Below are 18,991 nucleotides of genomic sequence, written 5' to 3'. Positions count from 1 at the left end.
AGGTGTCTTATTCCTTATCGTCCTTGTCCTTCATGAAATCAGTAGGAATGTTAAGACCTGCAGTTAATTGGCTGATTTTTTCTTTAGAGGCTTTCTCTACTTTGCGGACAGCGTCGTTAACAGCTGCGGCTACCAGATCTTCCATCATTTCGACATCTTCTTCCATTAATGTTGCAGCAATCTTCACTTCAACTACATCATGACGGCCATTCATTTTGATTTTTACCATGCCGCCACCTGACTCACCTTCTACGATTAGTTTGCTGAGTTGTTCTTGAGCCTCTTGCATGCGTTGCTGCATTTTTTGCGCTTCTTTCATCAAGTTACCAAGATTTTGATTAATATCCATGTTTACCTCTCAATTAATGATATCGTTAATTATAATTCATCTTTAACAGGGACAATAGAATTTTTGACCAACTCTGCGGAAAATTCCTGTCTTAACTGTTGAAAAAAAGGGTCATTTTGTAGATTTACTTCTGCATCCTGTTGGCGTAAATTCTGAGCAATTTGCTTTTGCAGAGCAGGTGACGATTGTACTGGCTCATCACTGCTTAATGCAATCTTAATTGGTTCCTTATAATAAGATTCTAAGGCCTGCTCAATCCTACCTGTCACCGATGGAGTAAATAAGGACTGATGGCCTTTGGCAACACGTAATCTAATTTCACGACCAGACTTTTCAATGAACTCTGCATTCTCCGCGGCATTTAAAGTTAAGCCTGCCAAATTAAGTCGGCTTAGAATACTTGCCCAATCTTCGTCATTAGGCACAACAGGATTTTGTTCGGGCATGTAAGCTGAAGATGGTGGCCTAGGCTCTGGTTCAACCTGCTTCTCTTCTGCGTGTTTTTCAGTTCTTTCTATAATATCGATGGAAGGGGCGGGGTTTTGCTCATTTCCCTTAGCACAGTTTTCGATACTAACAGCTAAAAGGTCTGTGGTTTTCACGCCTGGTTTCTCATAGGCCAGTGGCGGTGTGTCAACCTTAGGCGCCGGCCTGAATGTCAACATCCGTAACAAAATCATCTCAAAACCAATTGCTATAGTTGGCGCCAAAAGCATTTCCTCTGTTCCCTTGATACCAATCTGATAAAACAACTGTGTATCTTCGGGGCTAAATTGCTGAGCCAGAACCTTGACTTCAGAACGAGGGCTAAGCAGCGGATTGTCACTTACTAGGGCTTGTGCGATGGTGATTTGATGCAGGTTTTCAAGCAAGTCATCGATGACATAGCGAAAATGGCCTCCCTCACTGGCAATCTGGCGAGAAAGATGGATAATTTCTTGGGCATCCAACTTGGCAAGGGCTTGCAGTAACTGAATGGCATAGTCCTGCTGGGTATAACCTAGAATAGCTTTTGTCTCTTGGGCTACAAGCTTACCATCTGCACTGGCAATTGCTTGATCCAGCAGGCTTAAGGCATCTCGCATGCTACCTTTCGCAGCCTTAGCCAATAAATCGATAGCTTCTTTTTCAAAGGCTATTTGTTCTTCATTTAATAGGTGTTGTAGATGATGGCTGATAATTTCAGTTGTCAAATGTTTGAGACTGAATTGCAAACAGCGTGAGAGTACTGTGACAGGTAATTTCTGTGGATCAGTTGTCGCTAGTAAGAACTTCACATGCTCTGGCGGCTCTTCCAATGTTTTCAGCAAGGCATTGAAACTGTGCTGTGAAAGCATGTGGACTTCATCGATTAAATAGATTTTAAAGCGTCCATTTGTCGGACGATACTGTACGTTTTCTAACAATTCTCGTGTATCTTCAACTCGAGTTCTTGACGCACCATCAATTTCAATCAAATCGATAAAGCGTCCTTGTTCAATAGCTACACAAGCTTCACAACGCAAACAAGGTTCAGAACTAATGCCTGCTTCGCAGTTTAAGGCTTTAGCTAAAAGTCGCGCAACGCTCGTTTTGCCAACGCCCCGGGTACCAGTAAATAAGTAGGCATGATGTAGTCGCTGCTGATTGAGCGAGTTGATTAATGCTTTATTAATATGTTCTTGGCCAACCAGCTGAGAAAAGGTACGTGGTCGCCATTTACGCGCTAGTGCCAGATAGCTCATATGGACTTTCACAAGTTGGGCGGCAGCTCTAAGAGCCACACCCCGGCGCCCGAATCAATCGTTACCGCTGCTCCCTTCCGGGCCTGACGGGGTTCACAATCTATCGTCGCGAGGGGACCAATAGAGCCACCATCGTTGAATTGCGAAGAGTACCAAAAAACAATAGTGATGGCTAGAGCTTCGGTAAACAAATCTTATGCTTGGGCTAATGAAACATATATAATAGAAAACTTGTTGTCTTTAAAAAGATATCATATGCCTAGAATCGTTTCTGCCTGGCTTAATTGGATGGTTAGCACCTGCTTTGCTTTATTTCAGTTTTTCCTGCAAGCAGCTGCTGGGTTAATGGCTACTGGCTGGCAAAATGATTTTCAATTAACAAGCGGGCAAGTAGGGACGCTTTCGGCTGCGTTTTTTATTTCCTACACGCTAATGCAAGTTCCTGTAGGTCTCATATTCGATCGCTTTGGCGCACGCAAGATTTTAATCATAGCAACTATTATTATGGTGGCGGGTTGTTTTTCTTTAGCCCTTAGCCAGGTTTATTGGCAAGCTATCCTTGCTCGTTTAGTGATGGGGATTGGCAGTTCATTCGGATTCGTAGGAATGCTTTATGTAACATCCTCCTGGTTTTCTGGTCGTTACTTCGCTTTGTTTATAGGTGTTTCAGAAACATTGGCAATGCTGGGTGTTGCTCTAGGTGAGATCGGGATGGCTACGATCATCAGTACCTATGGATGGCGTTATACAATGATAGTAGTAGGTTGTGTTGCTACAGTGATGACTGGTGCTGTAATCCTAATAATACGCGACCATGCATCACTATCTGATAAGAATAAAAAAGCGCTCCCTATTGTTAGAGCTTTAAAAGAAGTTTTATCAAACAGACAAGTCTGGCTAGCAGGCTATTATGGTTTCGCACTATTTTCAATTGTAAATGTTGTTGTAACGCTTTGGGGTATTCCATTTCTTATAGAGCGATATTATCCATTAACCTTAGATGTCGCTGGCGCAATGATGTCCATGGTATTCCTGGGTATTGCTATAGGTGGTCCTTTTAATGCATGGCTCATTCAACGTTGGAAGCATAGACAGTTATTTATGCAGCTATTTGCTTTGGTTACAACAATACTCTTTGCATTAACTATCTATATTCCAAAGTTTTCCCCTCCAGGATTGTATTTTATATTTCTTAGCCTAGGTATTTTTTCATCGAGCTATATCCAGGTCTTTGCAATTGTGAAGGACACCGTGTCAACCGCAGTACAGGCAACAGCGCTTTCAGTAACGAACATGATCGTGATGATTAGCGCACCATTACTACAGCCTTTAGTTGGGTTACTCTTAGAGAAAAAATATAGTTTTACTCAGTCTCTATCACTTATATCGATAATTTTAATAATAAATCTTATTACTTCGTTTGCATTAGATAAGAAGTAAGGCGGCTAGTTATAGCTTTTACAACGGTTGCAAAAAGAATTTTGCAAAAAAATGAAGAAAGTGTTTGACAAGGAGTCGTGGATGAGTAGAATACGCATCACGCCTTCGGGGCGGGTTCATTAAGAAGAGAGAAGACAAACTGTGTGGGCGCTTTGAGAGATTGGAGTGCTTAAGAAAATAGCGGTTTGGAACCACCTGACTCCATCTCGAACTCAGTAGTGAAACAGACCAGCGCCGATGATAGTGTGGGGTGTCCCCATGTGAAAGTAGGTCATCGCCAGGGCTTTATCCTAAGAAGCGGCTATTTTAGCCGCTTTTTTTTTAATGGAATTTTAAAAGGATATAGGGTTATGCTAGTTCGCAACATACAGGAATTTATACACAATTTAGAGCTTCGAACTGAACTGCTAAGCAGTTTTGATCTTGAAGCTATATTCAAAGAAAATAACAGACTCAATTTAATGAGATCAAAGGCAATATCTAACAGATTAATGCTTTTGTATTTCTGCCATAACCTTAGACAGTAATCTCTAGTACCATCTGTTGTTTTTTTCTCCAAGATATTGCTTATCTGGCTTTTCATTTGCTGTTTAAACTGTCAAAATGCGCCGGTTTCTTATCGTTAGTTGAAGATTTAATATTAGCAATTTTGAAATTATTATTATTTAATTTCATAAAATACTATAGCTTTTCCACTATATTAAATTTTGTTTTTATGTTGAAAAGAATACAGTAGAATTAACTACCATTTGAAAGGAAGTAGATGAGCATGTTAGTCCGTCAATTAAGGGAATTTATACTATCTTTATCGCAGATAAAAATTAATCTGAGTGCAAGCGATAATCTTTTTTTGGCTGAATTACAAGAGAAATTCCAAGCCTATCTTGTACCCAATGTGCTTGAACAACCTTTAGAAGAAGTTGTTATTCCACAGGAAGACATTGACTGGCTAGTTGAACTCTATGCTAAACGTTGGCGAAATGTCGAAGATGGTATTGACGACTATACTTTCGATTCGACTGGCAATAATGCGCCATGGGTAGCTTTTGCTAAGGAGCTAGGAAAAGATCTAAAGAAATTTTATGTAACCATACTTATCCCCACACTAGTTAATGATATTGATCCTAACAATTTATCACGACTAAATCAGATTCTTGATCCACGCTCAATTTATATTTCCAAGAATAAAACCTGGCATAGGCTATGGGCACTTCACGAGGAGTTACAAAAACCTGACGGTGTTTTTGGAATTCTTGATAAACCAAAAAGCATTCGCCCAAGAGCCCTAACTTTGGACGAACTTAGACGTATTAGTTTAAAAAGAGGCGGTGAAGAACTGGTATTTACTGAGGCAGATGGTATTACCTATACACGCTTTTGGGATTACATAGTTCGCAAAGTTCTTCCCTCCTTACAAAATGATACGGCGTGTCCTACCCATTTGTTACCTGCTCTGCTTGAGGTAATTGAAAGATATTTTGTAGCGAAAACAGGTAGTGGTGACTTTAGTGATTTTAAGATCTCAGTTAAGCTTTTTAAGGAGCATTTAACCTCTTGTTCCCTATCAGATGTTAATCATTTTTATAGTATAGGGATTAATGATGACGCTAATGGTAGTAAGCATTTTATGCTGGAAATCTTGCTTTCTTGTATGGAAACTAACATAGAAAATTTGGATGAAAAACTATTTAGTGTTGCTAAATGGATCGGTAAAACCGATCCATCTCTGGTAAGTAAGAATAAAAGCCTCGAACCTATCTACGAAGAACTTAAGGTTGGGAGCTTTTTTGATCTAGACACCTTATACAAATTAATTGGCGAGTTGAATATTAGCTCTTCAAGTGTATTGAAGCCCTTAGAAACGGAATTGTTACAATTTCTAAAAACGGGTATTGATGCAGGGTTGTCAGATGACAAGAACTTCTGTGAGCAATTAACTAACAAAATAAAGACGATCTATGCCCTGCGTTGGGAAAAAGTCATTGATAGCTCGCTTGATTATCTCCGTTTACAAAAAGGTGTTAATCAACCTTGGATCCATTTGGCACAGTATTTGGCAGGTGCGGGCTATGTTGATGCGAATTACTATAAATTACTCATACCAACATTAAGGCATGATACTGATCCGGTCACACTAGAACCTCTGACTACCTATCCACTTAGTAAATATGTTTTGTCCACGAATGGCGAGCAACTTATCTTTTTACCTAATTGTTTAGCGCATCATAGGACGAAACAAACATTTTATAATTGTAACTACCGTGAGCCGATGCCTCTAAGCTTCAAAGAAAGAAAGCGTATCGCCTTTGCCGATCGGGAGATTTATGACTATTTTCTACGCATTGATGAAAAATATGATGATCCCCCTGTCAGTAAAAGAACCATTGATGAAATTAGGAAACTGGTCAATGGTAGTTTAAATCCGGTGGGTTTATCTAATCTACAAGTTAGTTCAGCCGAGTATGATGCTGCGACTAAAAGTTACGATGATTTCTTGGCTTATATCAGTGAGATTTCAGCTGAAGAAAGAGACAAATTATTTCGCCAACGAATCTTATACCGCAGCCATTTAGTATCGGTCCAGGAGATAATGGATTTGATACAGTCAAAACGTTATAGCCAGAGGGAGTGTATTGCTGGTTGGGGAAAATACCTTGCAAAGTTGGTGATGGATTACGCGCCCGAGACAAAATTTCGTGATGAAATTGAAAAGAATGTTGATATTGCAAGTATGCGTTTATTTTCTGCTAAAAAAGTATACAGCGACTACGATGAACTGACTGAAGAAGATGCGATGAGGTATACTTTAACTATCTTTACATCCCTTATGACGCATCAGTTTCAATGTCTCTGGTTAATGGGATACAGCGTTTCTATTGATGAATATAGCAATACAGTTACAGAGACTGGTAATGAAATTTTTAATTTAGTCAACAAGAACATCAATAGCGGTAATTTAAAATCTTCTCGCTTTCTATTTACCCAGCTATATGAACATATTATTAAGCCCTCTATTTTGAATAAATCGTGGTTTCGTTATCAGGACACAGAAGCTTGGTTAACTGCCATAAATACAGGAACGATGTTTGATATAGAAAATCAAGAGTATTTTGACCCAGAATTGTTATTAACTGTGTTATGGTCCGGGTTTCAAAAAAATAATAAATTGAAACAAGCTACAGAAAACTTCCTGGATGAGCTACACGAAATAATTAGTGGCCCTGATAATCAATATAAAAAATGGGTTCTAGTAAATATTGAGTTTACTAAGTTTTTGAATCTGTCAGCAGTTAAACCTAAGCGTAACGAAATTCTTCAGAGTCTTAGGGATGCCAGTATGGTCGAAACTGTTGAGCCAGACTTAGCAATCAACTCAAGTAAGGAGTTTTTGATACACCGTTTAGCCCAATGTGGTGCGCGTGACTGTTTATGTAGGCAGGCTGGTCTCTTTGGCTCAACCCCTGGAATGTACAAATCCACCTATGAACACCTTAAAAGAATGCTATCTCATAAATTAGAAGCAGAGTTGCTAACAATAGTAGATCGAAAACCTACGATCCAAGACTTAATTAAAAAACTTGATGTGGTAGTCAAGAAAAGCCAACGGAATGAGCTTGCAAAACTTCAGCGATATATGGCGGAGATAAGTCCTCTAGTAGATACAACAAAGGTAAATATGGATGAAGTAACCTCAAGGGATGCAATGCCGGTCATGATAGGGGTTGGTGCGTAAGAGGCTGTAACTGTTCACAGATTCAAGGCACAGCCGTATTGGCCCAAATACAGACTTTCTGTGAATAGGGCGTGAACACTCAATGGCGTCAACTTAAGTATTTTTATGCCGCATCTCCCCCTCTCTCTAACTCTCTCCCCAAGAGGAGAGAGGACATCTCGTCTTCGAACCAGGGGTATTGCTCCTTAAGTTGACGCCATTGCGTTGAACGCTTACCCAAATTGAGCGATGATTTTAAGATAACTATCATAGCGTTTCTGCGATAGCTCGCCGTTATTTATCGCTTTAATGATCGCACAACCCGGACTGTCTCTATGGTTACAATTGCGAAATTTGCACTGAGAAATAAGTGGCCTGAACTCGCGATAACCTTGAGTAATTTCATTATCCGGCATGTGCCATAAGCCAAATTCACGTACGCCAGGGGAATCAATCAAGGCTCCGCCGCTTGGTAAATGATAATAGCGAGAATTAGAGGTTGTATGGCAACCAAGTTCTGAATTAGCCGATATTTCAGCGGTTTGAATATTTGATTCATGAGGTAGGAGCCCAGAGATTAACGAAGATTTACCTACACCGGATTGCCCAACAAAAACAGAGGTTTGATGGTTTAAGGCTTGTTTTAATAAGTCATAGCCTAGATTTGCTTCCTTTGAGGTGAATAAAATGCGATATCCTAGGGGCTGATAACAGGCGATAAGTTCTTTTTGTACTGCCTCACAATCCAGATCTACCTTATTTAAAACGATACAAATTTCTAGGCCAAGCTGCTCTACCATAACAAGATAACTATCAAGTAAAGACCAGGTTAGCTCCGGTTTTGCTGCGACAACAATGATTACCTGGGTGATATTGGCTGCAACAGGCCTGGATTCCCCGCGTTTGTCTGGCCGACCGAGTACTGATGTGCGGGGGTAACGGCTAACTACAACCCCTCTCTTCACTCCCTCCGCTTGCCAAATGACCCTATCTCCTGCAACCAGAGAGTCAATATTAGGGCGAATTGAACAATGAATTCGATTCCCATGGCTATCTTCAATATCAGCGTGGCGACTAAATCGGGAAAGAACCAGACCATTTTCAGCGGTTAAAGAGGTATTGTTTTCAGCTTGTTGACGGTAATTTGCCTGTATTTTTTGAATACGTCCCGACTGTTGCTTATTGATTCGTCTTTTACTCATGGTTTAAAGATAGTCTATAATTGTCTTCATTATAAACCAGATAGAGCTAAAATGATTTTAAATTTAACGGTAATTTTTCTGTACAGGGCATAATGAAAATTTATTTAGTAGGAGGAGCTGTTCGCGACCAATTATTAGGCTATCCAGTAAAAGAGCGTGATTGGGTTGTTGTAGGCGCGACTCCTGAGCAATTAAGGCAGCAAGGCTATCAGCAGGTTGGCCGTGATTTTCCTGTTTTCCTCCATCCTTCGACCCGTGAAGAATATGCATTGGCTAGAACCGAACGCAAATCAGCTCCTGGTTATTATGGTTTTGATTGTGATTTCAATCAGAGTGTAAGCTTAGAAGAAGATTTATTGCGCCGCGATTTAACAATTAATGCAATGGCAAAAGATGATGAGGGTAATCTCATCGATCCTTATAATGGTTATTCAGATTTACAAGCTAAAACTCTCCGACATGTATCTCCTGCTTTTATAGAAGATCCGGTAAGAGTTTTGCGTGTGGCGCGTTTTGCTGCGCGCTATCATCATTTGGGATTTAAGGTTGCTGATGAAACTCTGGCTCTAATGTACAACATGGTCACCCGAGGCGAATTATCTCATTTGGTTGCTGAACGAGTATGGCAGGAATGGCTGCGTAGTTTAGGAGAAAAAAATCCTGAATGTTTCATTCATACGTTGAGGGCTTGCGGTGCATTAAAAATTATTTTACCTGAGATTCATGCCTTGTTCGGTGTACCTAATCCCCCGGTCTATCATCCAGAGATAGACAGTGGAATACATACATTAATGGTTTTACAGGTTGCTGTTGAATTATCAGACGATCCTATGGTTCGCTTTGCAGCCCTTGTGCATGATTTGGGTAAAGCAGCAACGCCCATGAACGAGTGGCCAAAGCACCACGGCCATGAAGAACGAGGGGTAGCAATTATTGAGGCCTTATGCCAGCGTTTGCGAATTCCTGCTGATTACCGTAAATTTGCGATGATGGTATCGCGCTATCATTTAAAAATACATCGCCTTATGGAATTACGTGCAACGACAATTGTGACCTTGCTCGAACAGACAGACGCATTCCGCCGTCCTGCCATGTTTGACAAGTTGCTCTTGGCCTGTGAAGCGGATGCGCAGGGGCGCTGTAGACGAATTGATTATAAGCAAGCCCCTAAGTGGCTCTACTTATTAACTGAGTGTGCAAAGGTATCTCCGCGACAGTTAGTAGAACAAGGGTTTCAGGGAGAAGCGATTAAAGAAGGGCTACATCAACGACGGGTAGCCTGTGTAGAATTAATTTTAAAATCTTGGACTGAACATGAAAAGCAACAATAATTTAATTTGGATTGATTTGGAAATGACAGGTCTTGAGCCAGAAAAAGACCGGATTATCGAAATCGCGACAATTGTTACAGATGGACAATTAAATATTCTGGCAGAAGGGCCTGTTTTGGCCATTCATCAAGACGAGGCCTTAATTGCTGGTATGGATGAGTGGAATACTCGCCAACACAATCAATCTGGCTTAGTGAAACGGATTAGGGAATCTAATACAACAGAAGCCCAGGCAGAGAAGATGACTATTGATTTTCTCAAAAATTATATCGATAAAGGCAAATCCCCAATGTGTGGTAACAGCATTTGCCAGGATAGACGATTTTTGTATAAATATATGCCTGATTTGGCGGCTTATTTTCATTATCGAAATCTTGATGTCAGCACATTGAAAGAGTTGGTAAAGCGTTGGCAGCCCAAGCTGTTAAATGGTTTTACCAAAGAATCAAAGCATTTGGCATTGGATGACATCAAAGATTCAATTGCAGAACTTGTTTATTATCGCCAATACTTTATTAATTTACCGGATAGTGATCATGGTTGAACGTGAACAATTAGAATTGCCCAACGGGGCTGACAAATTACTCCTGCATTCCTGCTGTGCGCCTTGCTCAGGTGAGGTGATGGAGGCTCTGCTATTTTCCAAAATTGATTTTTCGATTTTTTTCTATAATCCCAATATTCATCCCATACAAGAGTATGAAATTAGAAAAGAAGAGAATATCGCTTTCGCCAAAAAACATGATATTCCCTTTATTGATGCTGATTATGATAAAGATAATTGGTTTGCCAGAATAAAGGGCTTGGAATGGGAACCAGAGCGTGGCAAACGTTGCACAGCCTGTTTTGACATGCGTTTTGAGCGCACGGCTCTTTATGCCCATGAGCATGGCTTTCCAGTGATTTCAAGTTCGCTTGGTATTTCTCGCTGGAAGGATATGAACCAAATTAATGATGCCGGTGTTCGCGCCGCTGGCCGTTATCCTGAGCTCGAATATTGGACCTATAATTGGCGTAAAAATGGTGGGGCTGCAAGGATGTATGAAATCGCCAAACGCGAAAGTTTTTATAAGCAGGAATACTGTGGTTGCGTTTATTCTTTGCGTGATACGAATGCTTGGCGTAAGCAGAATGAGCGGGAACGTATTAAGATTGGCCTGAATTATTACGGAAACGAGCAAGAACCAAATACCTCTGAGAACGAAGGGGATTAATGGAGAGCCATCGCTATGATTTTTCATGAAGTTGATGAAGGAGAGCACGCACATGATCATGAGCACAATCATGATCATGGACATAATCATGATCACTCACACGGTCATCATCATGGGCCAGTCGAGTTTAATCGAGCCTTTTTGATAGCGATCATCGCTAATGGATTATTCGTAATCTGCCAGGTTATTTTTGCTTATATTGCCAATTCAACGTCTTTATTGGCAGATGCTATTCATAATTTGGGTGATGTTTTAAGTTTGATCCTCGCCTGGATTGCCAATGGATTATTGAAACGTATTCCTACAACCCAAACAACCTATGGGATGAAGAAAACATCAATCTTGGCTGCCTTGGCTAATGGTGTCTTGCTGGTTTTTACCTGCGGCATCATTGCAACTGAGGCAATGTATAAATTATTTACTCCTACCGAAGTACAGGCTGTTTCAGTGATGATCGTTGCTAGCATCGGTATTCTTGTCAACGGGGCTACAGCAGTGTTATTTATGCGAGGCTCGGATGATCTAAATATCCGCGCAGCCTTTTTGCATTTATTATACGATGCTGTGATTTCCTTAGGCGTAGTGATTTCTGCTGCATTAATTTATTGGACTCATTGGCTATGGATTGATCCCGTTGTTGGTTTATTGATTGCTATTTTAATTATTAAAGGCACTTGGTCTTTATTTGCAGATAGTTTCCGCTTAATTATTGATGGGGTTCCCCGAGAGATTTCTTGGACGGAGGTCAGTCAGTCTTTATTGGCAGTCTCCGGGGTTCAAGAGATACATGATTTACATATCTGGGCAATTAGTACTCAAGAAAATGCTCTTTCAGTACATCTTTACATGCCTGAAGACCCTATCAGTGACCAAGCTCGTCATGCCTTAGTTAATTTATTAAAGGAAAAACACAATATTCACCACGCGACTATTCAGGTTGAGCGTAATCCTGCTTTCTGCGAGGATAGCTGCAAGCCAACGCTTTAGAGTTCCCAAGAACAGCAAAAAATAAGGAAATACTATGATGTCACAAGTAATTATAAATATTGGTTGGTCAGTAGCCTTTATGTTTATTGGGGCAATTGTTGGTACCTTTATTATCGCTGTGGCGGCGAGTATTTTGCCGCGTATTATCAATCAGTGGTCGCCACATATGAATGAAGAGAAAGAAATTCTACGTGGTAATTTAGCTGTAGCCGAATATTTCGGGCGTATCATTTCTGCCGCGATTATAGGTGTTAGTGTCGTGGTTGCCGCCTCAGTTCTGGGGGGAATTATAGCGGGTTTACATGGCTGAGAATAAGCAACTATGGGACGGCTCTTTAGGTATTTCCTGGTTTTCAGTATAGCTACAGCCTGCTCTTTAAATTTATGGGCACGAGGAGGCGGAGGCTGTTTTGAGCAAGGCACCTTGGTTTCAACTCCCAGAGGCCCGATACCTATAGAACAGCTCAAGGACGGTGACTGGGTATGGGGAAGTTCACAGGGAAAATATAAACAAGCTCAGATTGTCTCTACCACGCAGATTAAACCAGAATCCTATCTTGAATTTCAATTACCCGCTGAAACACTTCATGTCACTGATGAACACCTTTTTGCTCTTGCCATGGGGATTTTTAAACGTGCAGCAAGCTTGCAACCAGGCGATAAACTGATTATCTGGCAGAAGGGGCAATGGCAAGAACTACCGATACTGACTATCAAACGTATCAAAGCACATAAGCCGGCTTTTAATTTATTAGTCGATCATGGTGCTACCTATTTTGCTAATGGAATTCTGGTTCATAATAAAGGTTGTTTCCTACCTAACACGCCTATTTTGCAGGCTAATGGAACAACAATCCCAATAAGCCAGATTCGTCCAGGAGATCTTGTTCGTGCTTATGAGATTGATGGGCGGATAGTAACAACCGAAGTGCGAGGCGTTATAAAACATCAGGCGACTGACTACTATGTTTTGAGCACAGATAAAATAACCTTAAATGTCACTGCTGAGCATCCATTTTTTGTTGGTAATGGTCGCTTCAAAACACTAGAGGCTTTAAAGCCCGGGGAGCTTATTTATGTTTTAGTTGGTGATAGCTTGCAAGCTCAGAGGATTCGAGAGATCCATCAGGTCTCTAAGGCAACGACGGTTTATAATCTACAAACAGATGTGCCTCATACTTATTTTGCGGCGGGTATTGCTGTTCATAATAAAGGGGGAGGATGCTTCCCTGCTGGCACACAAATTCAAACAGCAACAGGTCCAAAAGCAATAGAGCTTCTTTCGCCAGGTGAACAGGTTAGAGCTATTAATCGAAATGGTTTGGAAGTTAGCACTAAAATTGAATCCATTTACACGACACAGTCCCCTATTTTAACGGTAGAAACCGATTTAGGAACGCTACATACGACGAAAGAACATCCTCTAGCGCAAGGGGCTAATTATTTTACTGAAGCTGGCCGTTTAGTCGTACATGACCAAATTCTATTTAAAACAGCAAAAGGGTTTAAGCCGGCAACTATTTTGTCTTTGCACACCGAAGCAGAGTCTCTCGTTTTTAACCTACGTGTGCAGACTCCTCATACTTTTATTGCAGATGGATTTCTCGTGCACAATAAGGGAGGGGGCGGCTATGGTGGCGGTGGAGGAAGTGAGGAGGGGCTCGGGGGGCTATTGTTCGCTATCTTTTTAGTTTTTGCCCTTGGCTGGTTTACTCAGCATGGTGCAGAGTATAAAAGGTTTGAAAATTTGGATTATAACTTCTCCCGTAATGTTATAAGGCGAAAAGCGAGTAAAACTGATGAGCTTTTAAAGTTTTTGGCGCGGCAAGATAAAACCGTCGCTCCTGAGACCTTAATAAAGCGAGTTCGAATTATTTTTCGAGAACTTCAGAAGTGTTGGCAGGCAAGGGAATATACACCAATGGAAACCTTATTAATGCCTGATCTTTATATGCAACATTGCCTGCAAATTTCTGCTATGACGCGTAATCATGAAATTAATATTCTTGATTCTTTAATAATTAATAATATTGATCTGGTTAATCTTCGTTATACCGAGAAGAAAGAACAGCGAGAGTTTACTGCTTTGATAACCGCAACTGTTCGGGATTATTATGTTGATGATCGTAATCACGAGTTTCTTCGTGGAGATCAGAGTGCAGAAACATTTCAAGAATTTTGGACCTTTCAATATGATCAAGATCTGGGATGGCTCTTGCGTGAAATCGAGCAGACACGCGAGTCAGACTACTTAAAAGAGGAAAATTTTGTTGAGCAATTTACTGAGCTGCAAATTGAGAAAATATATCAAGATAAAGTAGATAACTTAGGTGTTGCTGGTCCTGGGTTAAAACAAGATGTTGAGATAAAGGCTAATAAGGTTGAGCGCATGCTAAATTTTCTTGTGCAAGCTGACAAACTTTGGGATAAGCGAGGGATGGAAAATCGAGTCTCCAAAGTATTTAGTTCCGTGCACCTTGCCTTAGAGGCTGGAGCCCTAGATGCCCAGGTAGATGAGCAACTCTTTCCTGAAGTGGCTGCTCAATTTAGGGAAACAGTAGATGGATGGAGGGCCTTAGGGAAGACAATTGAGTATCGTAATTTTTGCATTCGCAAGATTGAGATTGTTCTTGTTAAAAATTTTAATGATAAGACAAAAGACGAATTCACAGCCAGGGTAACAGCGCATGCCCAACGCATTCTTAAGCAGGATAGCTTTCTACTTTCACAAGATAGCTATGTTACTCCCTTTACAGAATATTGGGTTTTTGGTCGTTTGGATGGGGTATGGAAATTAAAAGAGGTTCTCTTAGGTTTACATGGTGATAAAACAGTTGGTATTGAGAATGTTGAAGAAGGTAGTTCTTTGGATCTAATAAAGTGGTATTACACCAAAAAACGAGCTTTGTAATTGATAGTGTAAGCGTTCATGCTCCCCTCTGGGGAGAAGGTGGCGCGAAGCGGCGGATGAGGGGCGGTTCTAGCACAACCCCTCAGCTATCCTGCGTTATCAGCGCCAAACCTTGGCGATAAGCGATGCAGGCCTCAGTTTGATCACTTAAGCGCTCAAATAACCGTCCCAATTCTTCATAGGCCTCTGGACTAGCTTTCAAAGAAATACTGTTTTCAAAATAGCTTTTTGCCTTACCCCATAAGTGATTATGGAGGCTTAAGCGCCCTAAGCAGAGGTAAAGTTCAGCAGAGTGAGGATGTTTTTTGAGTAAAGATTCTGCGAAGCTGAGCTGGTTTTCATCTCCTTTGATTCGACCATAAAGATCAATTAGTTTTTCATCGAATTGCTTCCGCAAGCAATTGCGAATCACTGACTCAGCTTGCCCATGCTCATTTCGGCTGAGTAAAAACTGGCAATATTCCGCCATTAAAGCCGGATCATGATTAAGGCTCTTCGGTAACTGTCTAACCATTTTCTTCAATGCCTCAGGCTGTGCTTGTTTTGCCAAGTCTGACATGGCTTGCAAATAGGTTTGTTGCTGGAGCTTGTCATAATCCTTGCCTGTAACAACCTGGTTTTTTTTGAGTTCGGGTAGTAAGGCAATCAACTGCGGCCAATCTTTAACTTCCTCATAAAGATGCATTAGCAATTTCAGAACGTAGGGATGTCTTGGGGCCAGATCTTGTAAGTGCCTAAGTGTAGCCAGCGCTTGTTCCCATTGTTTATTGGCAAGTTGCAGCTGAGCCTGGGTTAATTCAACAGCGATCTTAGCGTCTGGCATTGATTGCTGAGCCTCACGCAGATAGGTATCCCTTAATTGATTATTTCCCATTTCTTGGGCTGCTCTGGCCGCCGTGAGGTAATTTAGTAAAGGACTATCACTATCTGGTAAGGCCTTAATGAGGTGATTCTGAGCTTGTGACCAGTAGCCTTCGCTAAATTCGATTAACCCCTTCTGAGTGATTGATTGTGCCTTTAGTACACGTCGTTTTGCTTGCCAGTTGCGAATTTTAGCAGGGCTTCGTCCTAGCTTGGTTAGTAATAACAAGAGACTGTGCAAAAGAATAAAGGCAAGAATTAACGCGATAATGGCTATCCATAGCGTTGATTCAATGCTCCAATGGTTGATAGTAATCAGCAGATAACCTGGATCCCGGCTAATCTGAATACCAAGAAAGACAGAAAGAAGTAAAACAATGAATAATATGGAGAGACGTATCATGGTGTTTTTCCTCCTTCCGGAGCGGCTGCCTTATCCATAATTTGTGAGTTTTTGCTTTCAATATACTGATTTAGTAGCGAAAGCGATTCTTCCAAGGTAACTTGCTGTTTTTCAAATTTTTCTTGTTGCAAGGTCTGTAATTGCTTAATTAGGGCTTGAGTCGCAGCAGAGTTTGTATCAAAGGCTACTTGAATATCTTGTAAAGCCCGATTTAAGGACAATTGATAGACCTGAGGATTATTTTGCAAAATAGCCCATTGTGTTTCTTGCAAATTAAGACGCAGACTATCGCGCAGTAAGGTTTGATGCAAAGGGGATAATAGGGGGCGAATATTTTCATCGTTATGGCGGATCACAACCAACTTTTCCAGCACAGACACACTGCTCTTGAGTTTCTCCTTCCAGGGAGAGCTGCTGCTATTATCTTCAGCAGGTCTATTCGTAGTTGCACTAAGTGGCTGTTTAATAGGTAAATTGCTAATAGCCGTTTGTGCAGCATCAAGCTGACTTAGGAGACCTGGAATATCGGATTTAGGAAGGGACTGCAGCTGAGAAATTTCCTTCGCAATTGCTTGCCTGACTGTGAATAAATGCTGATTGGATTGATTAAGCAATAAGGCATCAGCTTGCTCCAGAAGTGCAATAGTTGCTTGCGTATCATCGCTCCAATGGGCATTAATTTGCGCTAATTCCAGGTAGTAACGTGCTTTTAATAATAACCAATCTTGCTTTTGATAGAGCCGTTGCTGCATTGCTGTCTGTAGATTTTTATCCAGAGCTTGCATTTGATTATGTAGCGCTGTTTGTGCTTGGCTAAGGGTCTCTTTTACTGTATTAAAGCCTGACTCCACCTCTGTTTGTTGCTGTTTTAACTGCGCGATTGCAGCATCGGCGGCCTGGCTTTGCTGATTGCTAAGTTGTTCAGAATGTTTATTACTATAAAGTGCATACAACGATACTAAAAAAGCAACTGCAGCAATAATCAGTATCAGAATTGGATTAAAAGCGCAGCCGGCTACGCTTTTCTTGGCCGTGTTAGCGCCTTTTACTGCAACTTTGTCTTGTCTGGATTTGGTCTCAGTGGTTTGGCTTGATGATTGGGGCTGTGCCTCATTACTATTGGCCATCTATTAATCCTTGGTTGAATTGATGCAGTGTCGTTAATATTGATTTCGGTGTACTTACTATCACTTTCTTTATGCCTAATAAAGCCGCTTCTTTAGCAAGTCGCTCACTAATTACCAGGCAAGGTGTGCGGCAAAGCCAGTCCTGTGCCTCTTCACCAAACAGGTAAAAAATATTGCTCATCGCTTGGTGACTTGTAAACAGTATAATATCGACAACTTCATTCTGCCACAGGAAGCGAAGTTGTTGTGGATTCGGTTTAGGCATTTCCCGTTTATAAACTTCAATAAGATGTATATCTGCACCACGAGCCTGAAGTGTTTCAGCGATCAGTTCGCGTCCCTCCTCGCCCTTAAAGAGCAAGATTGTTTTGTTCTGAACATTTTGCAAGTCTTCCAGTTGTAAAAGATTTTCACTGTCAGCGATTGCGGGAATTAAATGGGCTTCTAGGCTATAGCGACTCAAGGCTGCGGCTGTTGCTTCGCCTACCGCGATAATTTGAATCGAAGCAGGCCAGGGCAAGAGCTCAGCAATTAGGGTCTTAAAACAACAATCGACAGCATTGGTAGAGATGAAAATAGCCTGAGCAACCCCATTCAAATTAGGTAGGTTGTTTAACCAGGTCTTTTCTTTGCAACGAATAACCAGAGCAGGGCACTCAATAGCCACTCCGCCAGCAGCTTCGATAGCTTGGCTTAATTGCTTAGCCTGATCTACTGGTCTGGTATTGAGTACTCTTAAGCCCTTGAGCCCATTCATAAGGCTTGTGCTAACAGCTTAGCAGCGCCTTTTGCCTCCAAGGCTTTGGCGCAATTATTCGCCAGGGTCTCTGCATCAGCCAGAAGGCCTTCTTGTTGATCACTAATCACAGTCTGGCCGTCCAAGGTAAGTATCTTCGCGCGCAACATTATCCGCTTTTCTGCTTCAACTCTGGCGTAGACAGCTAAGGGGACGTGGCAATTTCCACCCAAAAGGGCATTAACCTGGCGCTCTGTACCTACGCAAATCGTTGAAAGTGGATCGCTCAATGGAGCTAACAACTTTAGTATGGTTGTATCATCAGCTCTGCACTCAATGCCCAAGGCACCTTGTCCACATGCGGGTAACATCTGTTCTTCAGTTAAGATTTCACCAATGGAATCTTGTAATTCCATTCGTTCCAGTCCTGAAACAGCCAAAATGATCGCATCAAACTCACCTGCTCTGAGCTTGCCTAAGCGGGTATTGATATTGCCACGCAAAGATTGGATTTTTATATCGGAGCGCAGAGCCAAGAGTTGTGATTGGCGGCGTAGACTGGAGGTCCCAACGATCGAGCCTGATGGAAGCTCTTGCAGAGTCTGATAGTTATTGGCAATAAAGGCATCAAAGGGATTATGTCGTTCGCAGATTGTTGCAAGCGACAGGCCGTCAGGGAAGAATGCGGGCACATCCTTCATTGAATGGACGGCAATATCAGCTTGGTTGGCTAATAAAGCCTCTTCAAGCTCTTTAACAAAAAGTCCTTTGCCACCTACAGTTAATAACTTATCTTTCAGAAATTTATCACCAGAGGTGGTCATAGGAACAAGTTCAATAACAACTGAGGGCCAAAACTGTTTAATTTTTTCGGCAACATGATTAGCCTGCCATAACGCCAAAGGGCTTTTTCTTGTTGCTATGCGTAAAACTTGAGAGGTCATTTTTCAGGATGAGTTAGCAAAATGTGTCAACATAATACACTAGACCTCTT

At 41.4% G+C, this 18,991-nt stretch carries 15 protein-coding genes, 1 rRNA gene and 1 other RNA gene; 9 read left to right on the top strand and 8 right to left on the bottom strand.

What is annotated here, in order from left to right; translation table 11 throughout:
- Positions 1 to 7: 7 nt before the first annotated feature.
- From BN1094_RS10810 to ffs, 3 genes are all read right to left on the bottom strand, one after another.
- On the bottom strand, positions 8 to 349 hold the full coding sequence (locus tag BN1094_RS10810) for a YbaB/EbfC family nucleoid-associated protein (protein ID WP_043874398.1): 342 nt from the start codon (positions 347 to 349) through the stop codon (positions 8 to 10).
- A 29-nt stretch (positions 350 to 378) separates the two neighbouring features.
- Positions 379 to 2,073: a DNA polymerase III subunit gamma/tau gene (gene dnaX, locus BN1094_RS10805; RefSeq protein ID WP_043874627.1), complete on the bottom strand. Its 1,695-nt coding sequence runs from the start codon at positions 2,071 to 2,073 to the stop codon at positions 379 to 381.
- Between the two features lie 26 nt (positions 2,074 to 2,099).
- Positions 2,100 to 2,196: signal recognition particle sRNA small type (gene ffs, locus BN1094_RS19325), an RNA gene on the bottom strand.
- A gap of 132 nt (positions 2,197 to 2,328) precedes the next feature.
- Between ffs and BN1094_RS10800 the strand changes: the two genes are divergently transcribed.
- From BN1094_RS10800 to BN1094_RS10785, 3 genes are all read left to right on the top strand, one after another.
- On the top strand, positions 2,329 to 3,513 hold the full coding sequence (locus BN1094_RS10800) for an MFS transporter (RefSeq protein ID WP_043874397.1): 1,185 nt from the start codon (positions 2,329 to 2,331) through the stop codon (positions 3,511 to 3,513).
- Between the two features lie 167 nt (positions 3,514 to 3,680).
- Positions 3,681 to 3,796 (top strand): 5S ribosomal RNA (rrf, locus tag BN1094_RS10795).
- A 480-nt stretch (positions 3,797 to 4,276) separates the two neighbouring features.
- Positions 4,277 to 7,246, top strand: coding sequence for a hypothetical protein (locus BN1094_RS10785; protein WP_141650463.1), 2,970 nt, complete (start codon positions 4,277 to 4,279; stop codon positions 7,244 to 7,246).
- A gap of 212 nt (positions 7,247 to 7,458) precedes the next feature.
- Here BN1094_RS10785 and rsgA read toward each other — a convergent pair whose 3' ends face one another.
- Positions 7,459 to 8,427 carry a small ribosomal subunit biogenesis GTPase RsgA gene (gene rsgA / locus BN1094_RS10780; protein WP_043874394.1) on the bottom strand — a complete coding sequence of 323 codons (969 nt, stop codon included), beginning with the start codon at positions 8,425 to 8,427 and terminating at the stop codon, positions 7,459 to 7,461.
- A 92-nt stretch (positions 8,428 to 8,519) separates the two neighbouring features.
- Here rsgA and BN1094_RS10775 point away from each other — a divergent pair, with 92 nt between their 5' ends.
- The 6 genes from BN1094_RS10775 to BN1094_RS10750 are packed head-to-tail and all read left to right on the top strand — an operon-like array spanning position 8,520 to position 14,870.
- Positions 8,520 to 9,758: a multifunctional CCA addition/repair protein gene (locus tag BN1094_RS10775; protein ID WP_043874393.1), complete on the top strand. Its 1,239-nt coding sequence runs from the start codon at positions 8,520 to 8,522 to the stop codon at positions 9,756 to 9,758.
- Positions 9,742 to 10,302, top strand: coding sequence for an oligoribonuclease (gene orn, locus BN1094_RS10770; RefSeq protein ID WP_043874392.1), 561 nt, complete (start codon positions 9,742 to 9,744; stop codon positions 10,300 to 10,302). Before BN1094_RS10775 ends, orn begins: the two co-directional genes overlap by 17 nt.
- Positions 10,295 to 10,972, top strand: coding sequence for an epoxyqueuosine reductase QueH (locus BN1094_RS10765; protein WP_043874391.1), 678 nt, complete (start codon positions 10,295 to 10,297; stop codon positions 10,970 to 10,972). Before orn ends, BN1094_RS10765 begins: the two co-directional genes overlap by 8 nt.
- 15 nt (positions 10,973 to 10,987) lie before the next feature.
- Positions 10,988 to 11,959 (top strand): cation diffusion facilitator family transporter, encoded by a 972-nt coding sequence (locus BN1094_RS10760; RefSeq protein WP_043874390.1) that lies wholly within the window; start codon positions 10,988 to 10,990, stop codon positions 11,957 to 11,959.
- 34 nt (positions 11,960 to 11,993) lie between these two features.
- The gene (locus tag BN1094_RS10755) at positions 11,994 to 12,269 is read left to right on the top strand and encodes a hypothetical protein (protein WP_043874389.1); all 276 of its coding nucleotides are present in this window, start codon (positions 11,994 to 11,996) and stop codon (positions 12,267 to 12,269) included.
- Between the two features lie 12 nt (positions 12,270 to 12,281).
- Positions 12,282 to 14,870, top strand: a complete 2,589-nt coding sequence (locus tag BN1094_RS10750) for a polymorphic toxin-type HINT domain-containing protein (RefSeq protein WP_043874388.1) — start codon at positions 12,282 to 12,284, stop codon at positions 14,868 to 14,870.
- 82 nt (positions 14,871 to 14,952) lie between these two features.
- Here the strand turns inward: BN1094_RS10750 and BN1094_RS10745 are convergent, their stop codons facing one another.
- Genes BN1094_RS10745 through hemC form a run of 4 tightly spaced genes read right to left on the bottom strand, consistent with a single transcriptional unit; the run spans position 14,953 to position 18,941 of the window.
- Positions 14,953 to 16,134 (bottom strand): heme biosynthesis protein HemY, encoded by a 1,182-nt coding sequence (locus BN1094_RS10745; protein WP_043874387.1) that lies wholly within the window; start codon positions 16,132 to 16,134, stop codon positions 14,953 to 14,955.
- Entirely contained in the window at positions 16,131 to 17,261 is a 1,131-nt protein-coding gene (locus BN1094_RS10740; RefSeq protein WP_043874386.1) for a uroporphyrinogen-III C-methyltransferase, read from the bottom strand. The genes BN1094_RS10745 and BN1094_RS10740 overlap by 4 nt, the downstream gene beginning before the upstream one ends.
- Positions 17,251 to 18,018, bottom strand: a complete 768-nt coding sequence (locus BN1094_RS10735) for a uroporphyrinogen-III synthase (RefSeq protein WP_043874385.1) — start codon at positions 18,016 to 18,018, stop codon at positions 17,251 to 17,253. Before BN1094_RS10735 ends, BN1094_RS10740 begins: the two co-directional genes overlap by 11 nt.
- Entirely contained in the window at positions 18,015 to 18,941 is a 927-nt protein-coding gene (gene hemC / locus BN1094_RS10730) for a hydroxymethylbilane synthase (RefSeq protein ID WP_043874384.1), read from the bottom strand. Before hemC ends, BN1094_RS10735 begins: the two co-directional genes overlap by 4 nt.
- Between the last annotated feature and the right edge of the window lie 50 nt (positions 18,942 to 18,991).

This window comes from Legionella massiliensis, assembly GCF_000756815.1.
Classification (GTDB): Bacteria; Pseudomonadota; Gammaproteobacteria; order Legionellales; family Legionellaceae; genus Tatlockia; species Tatlockia massiliensis.
Note: the sequence above shows the minus strand (reverse complement) of the source record. Positions and strands in the feature narration are given on the sequence as shown.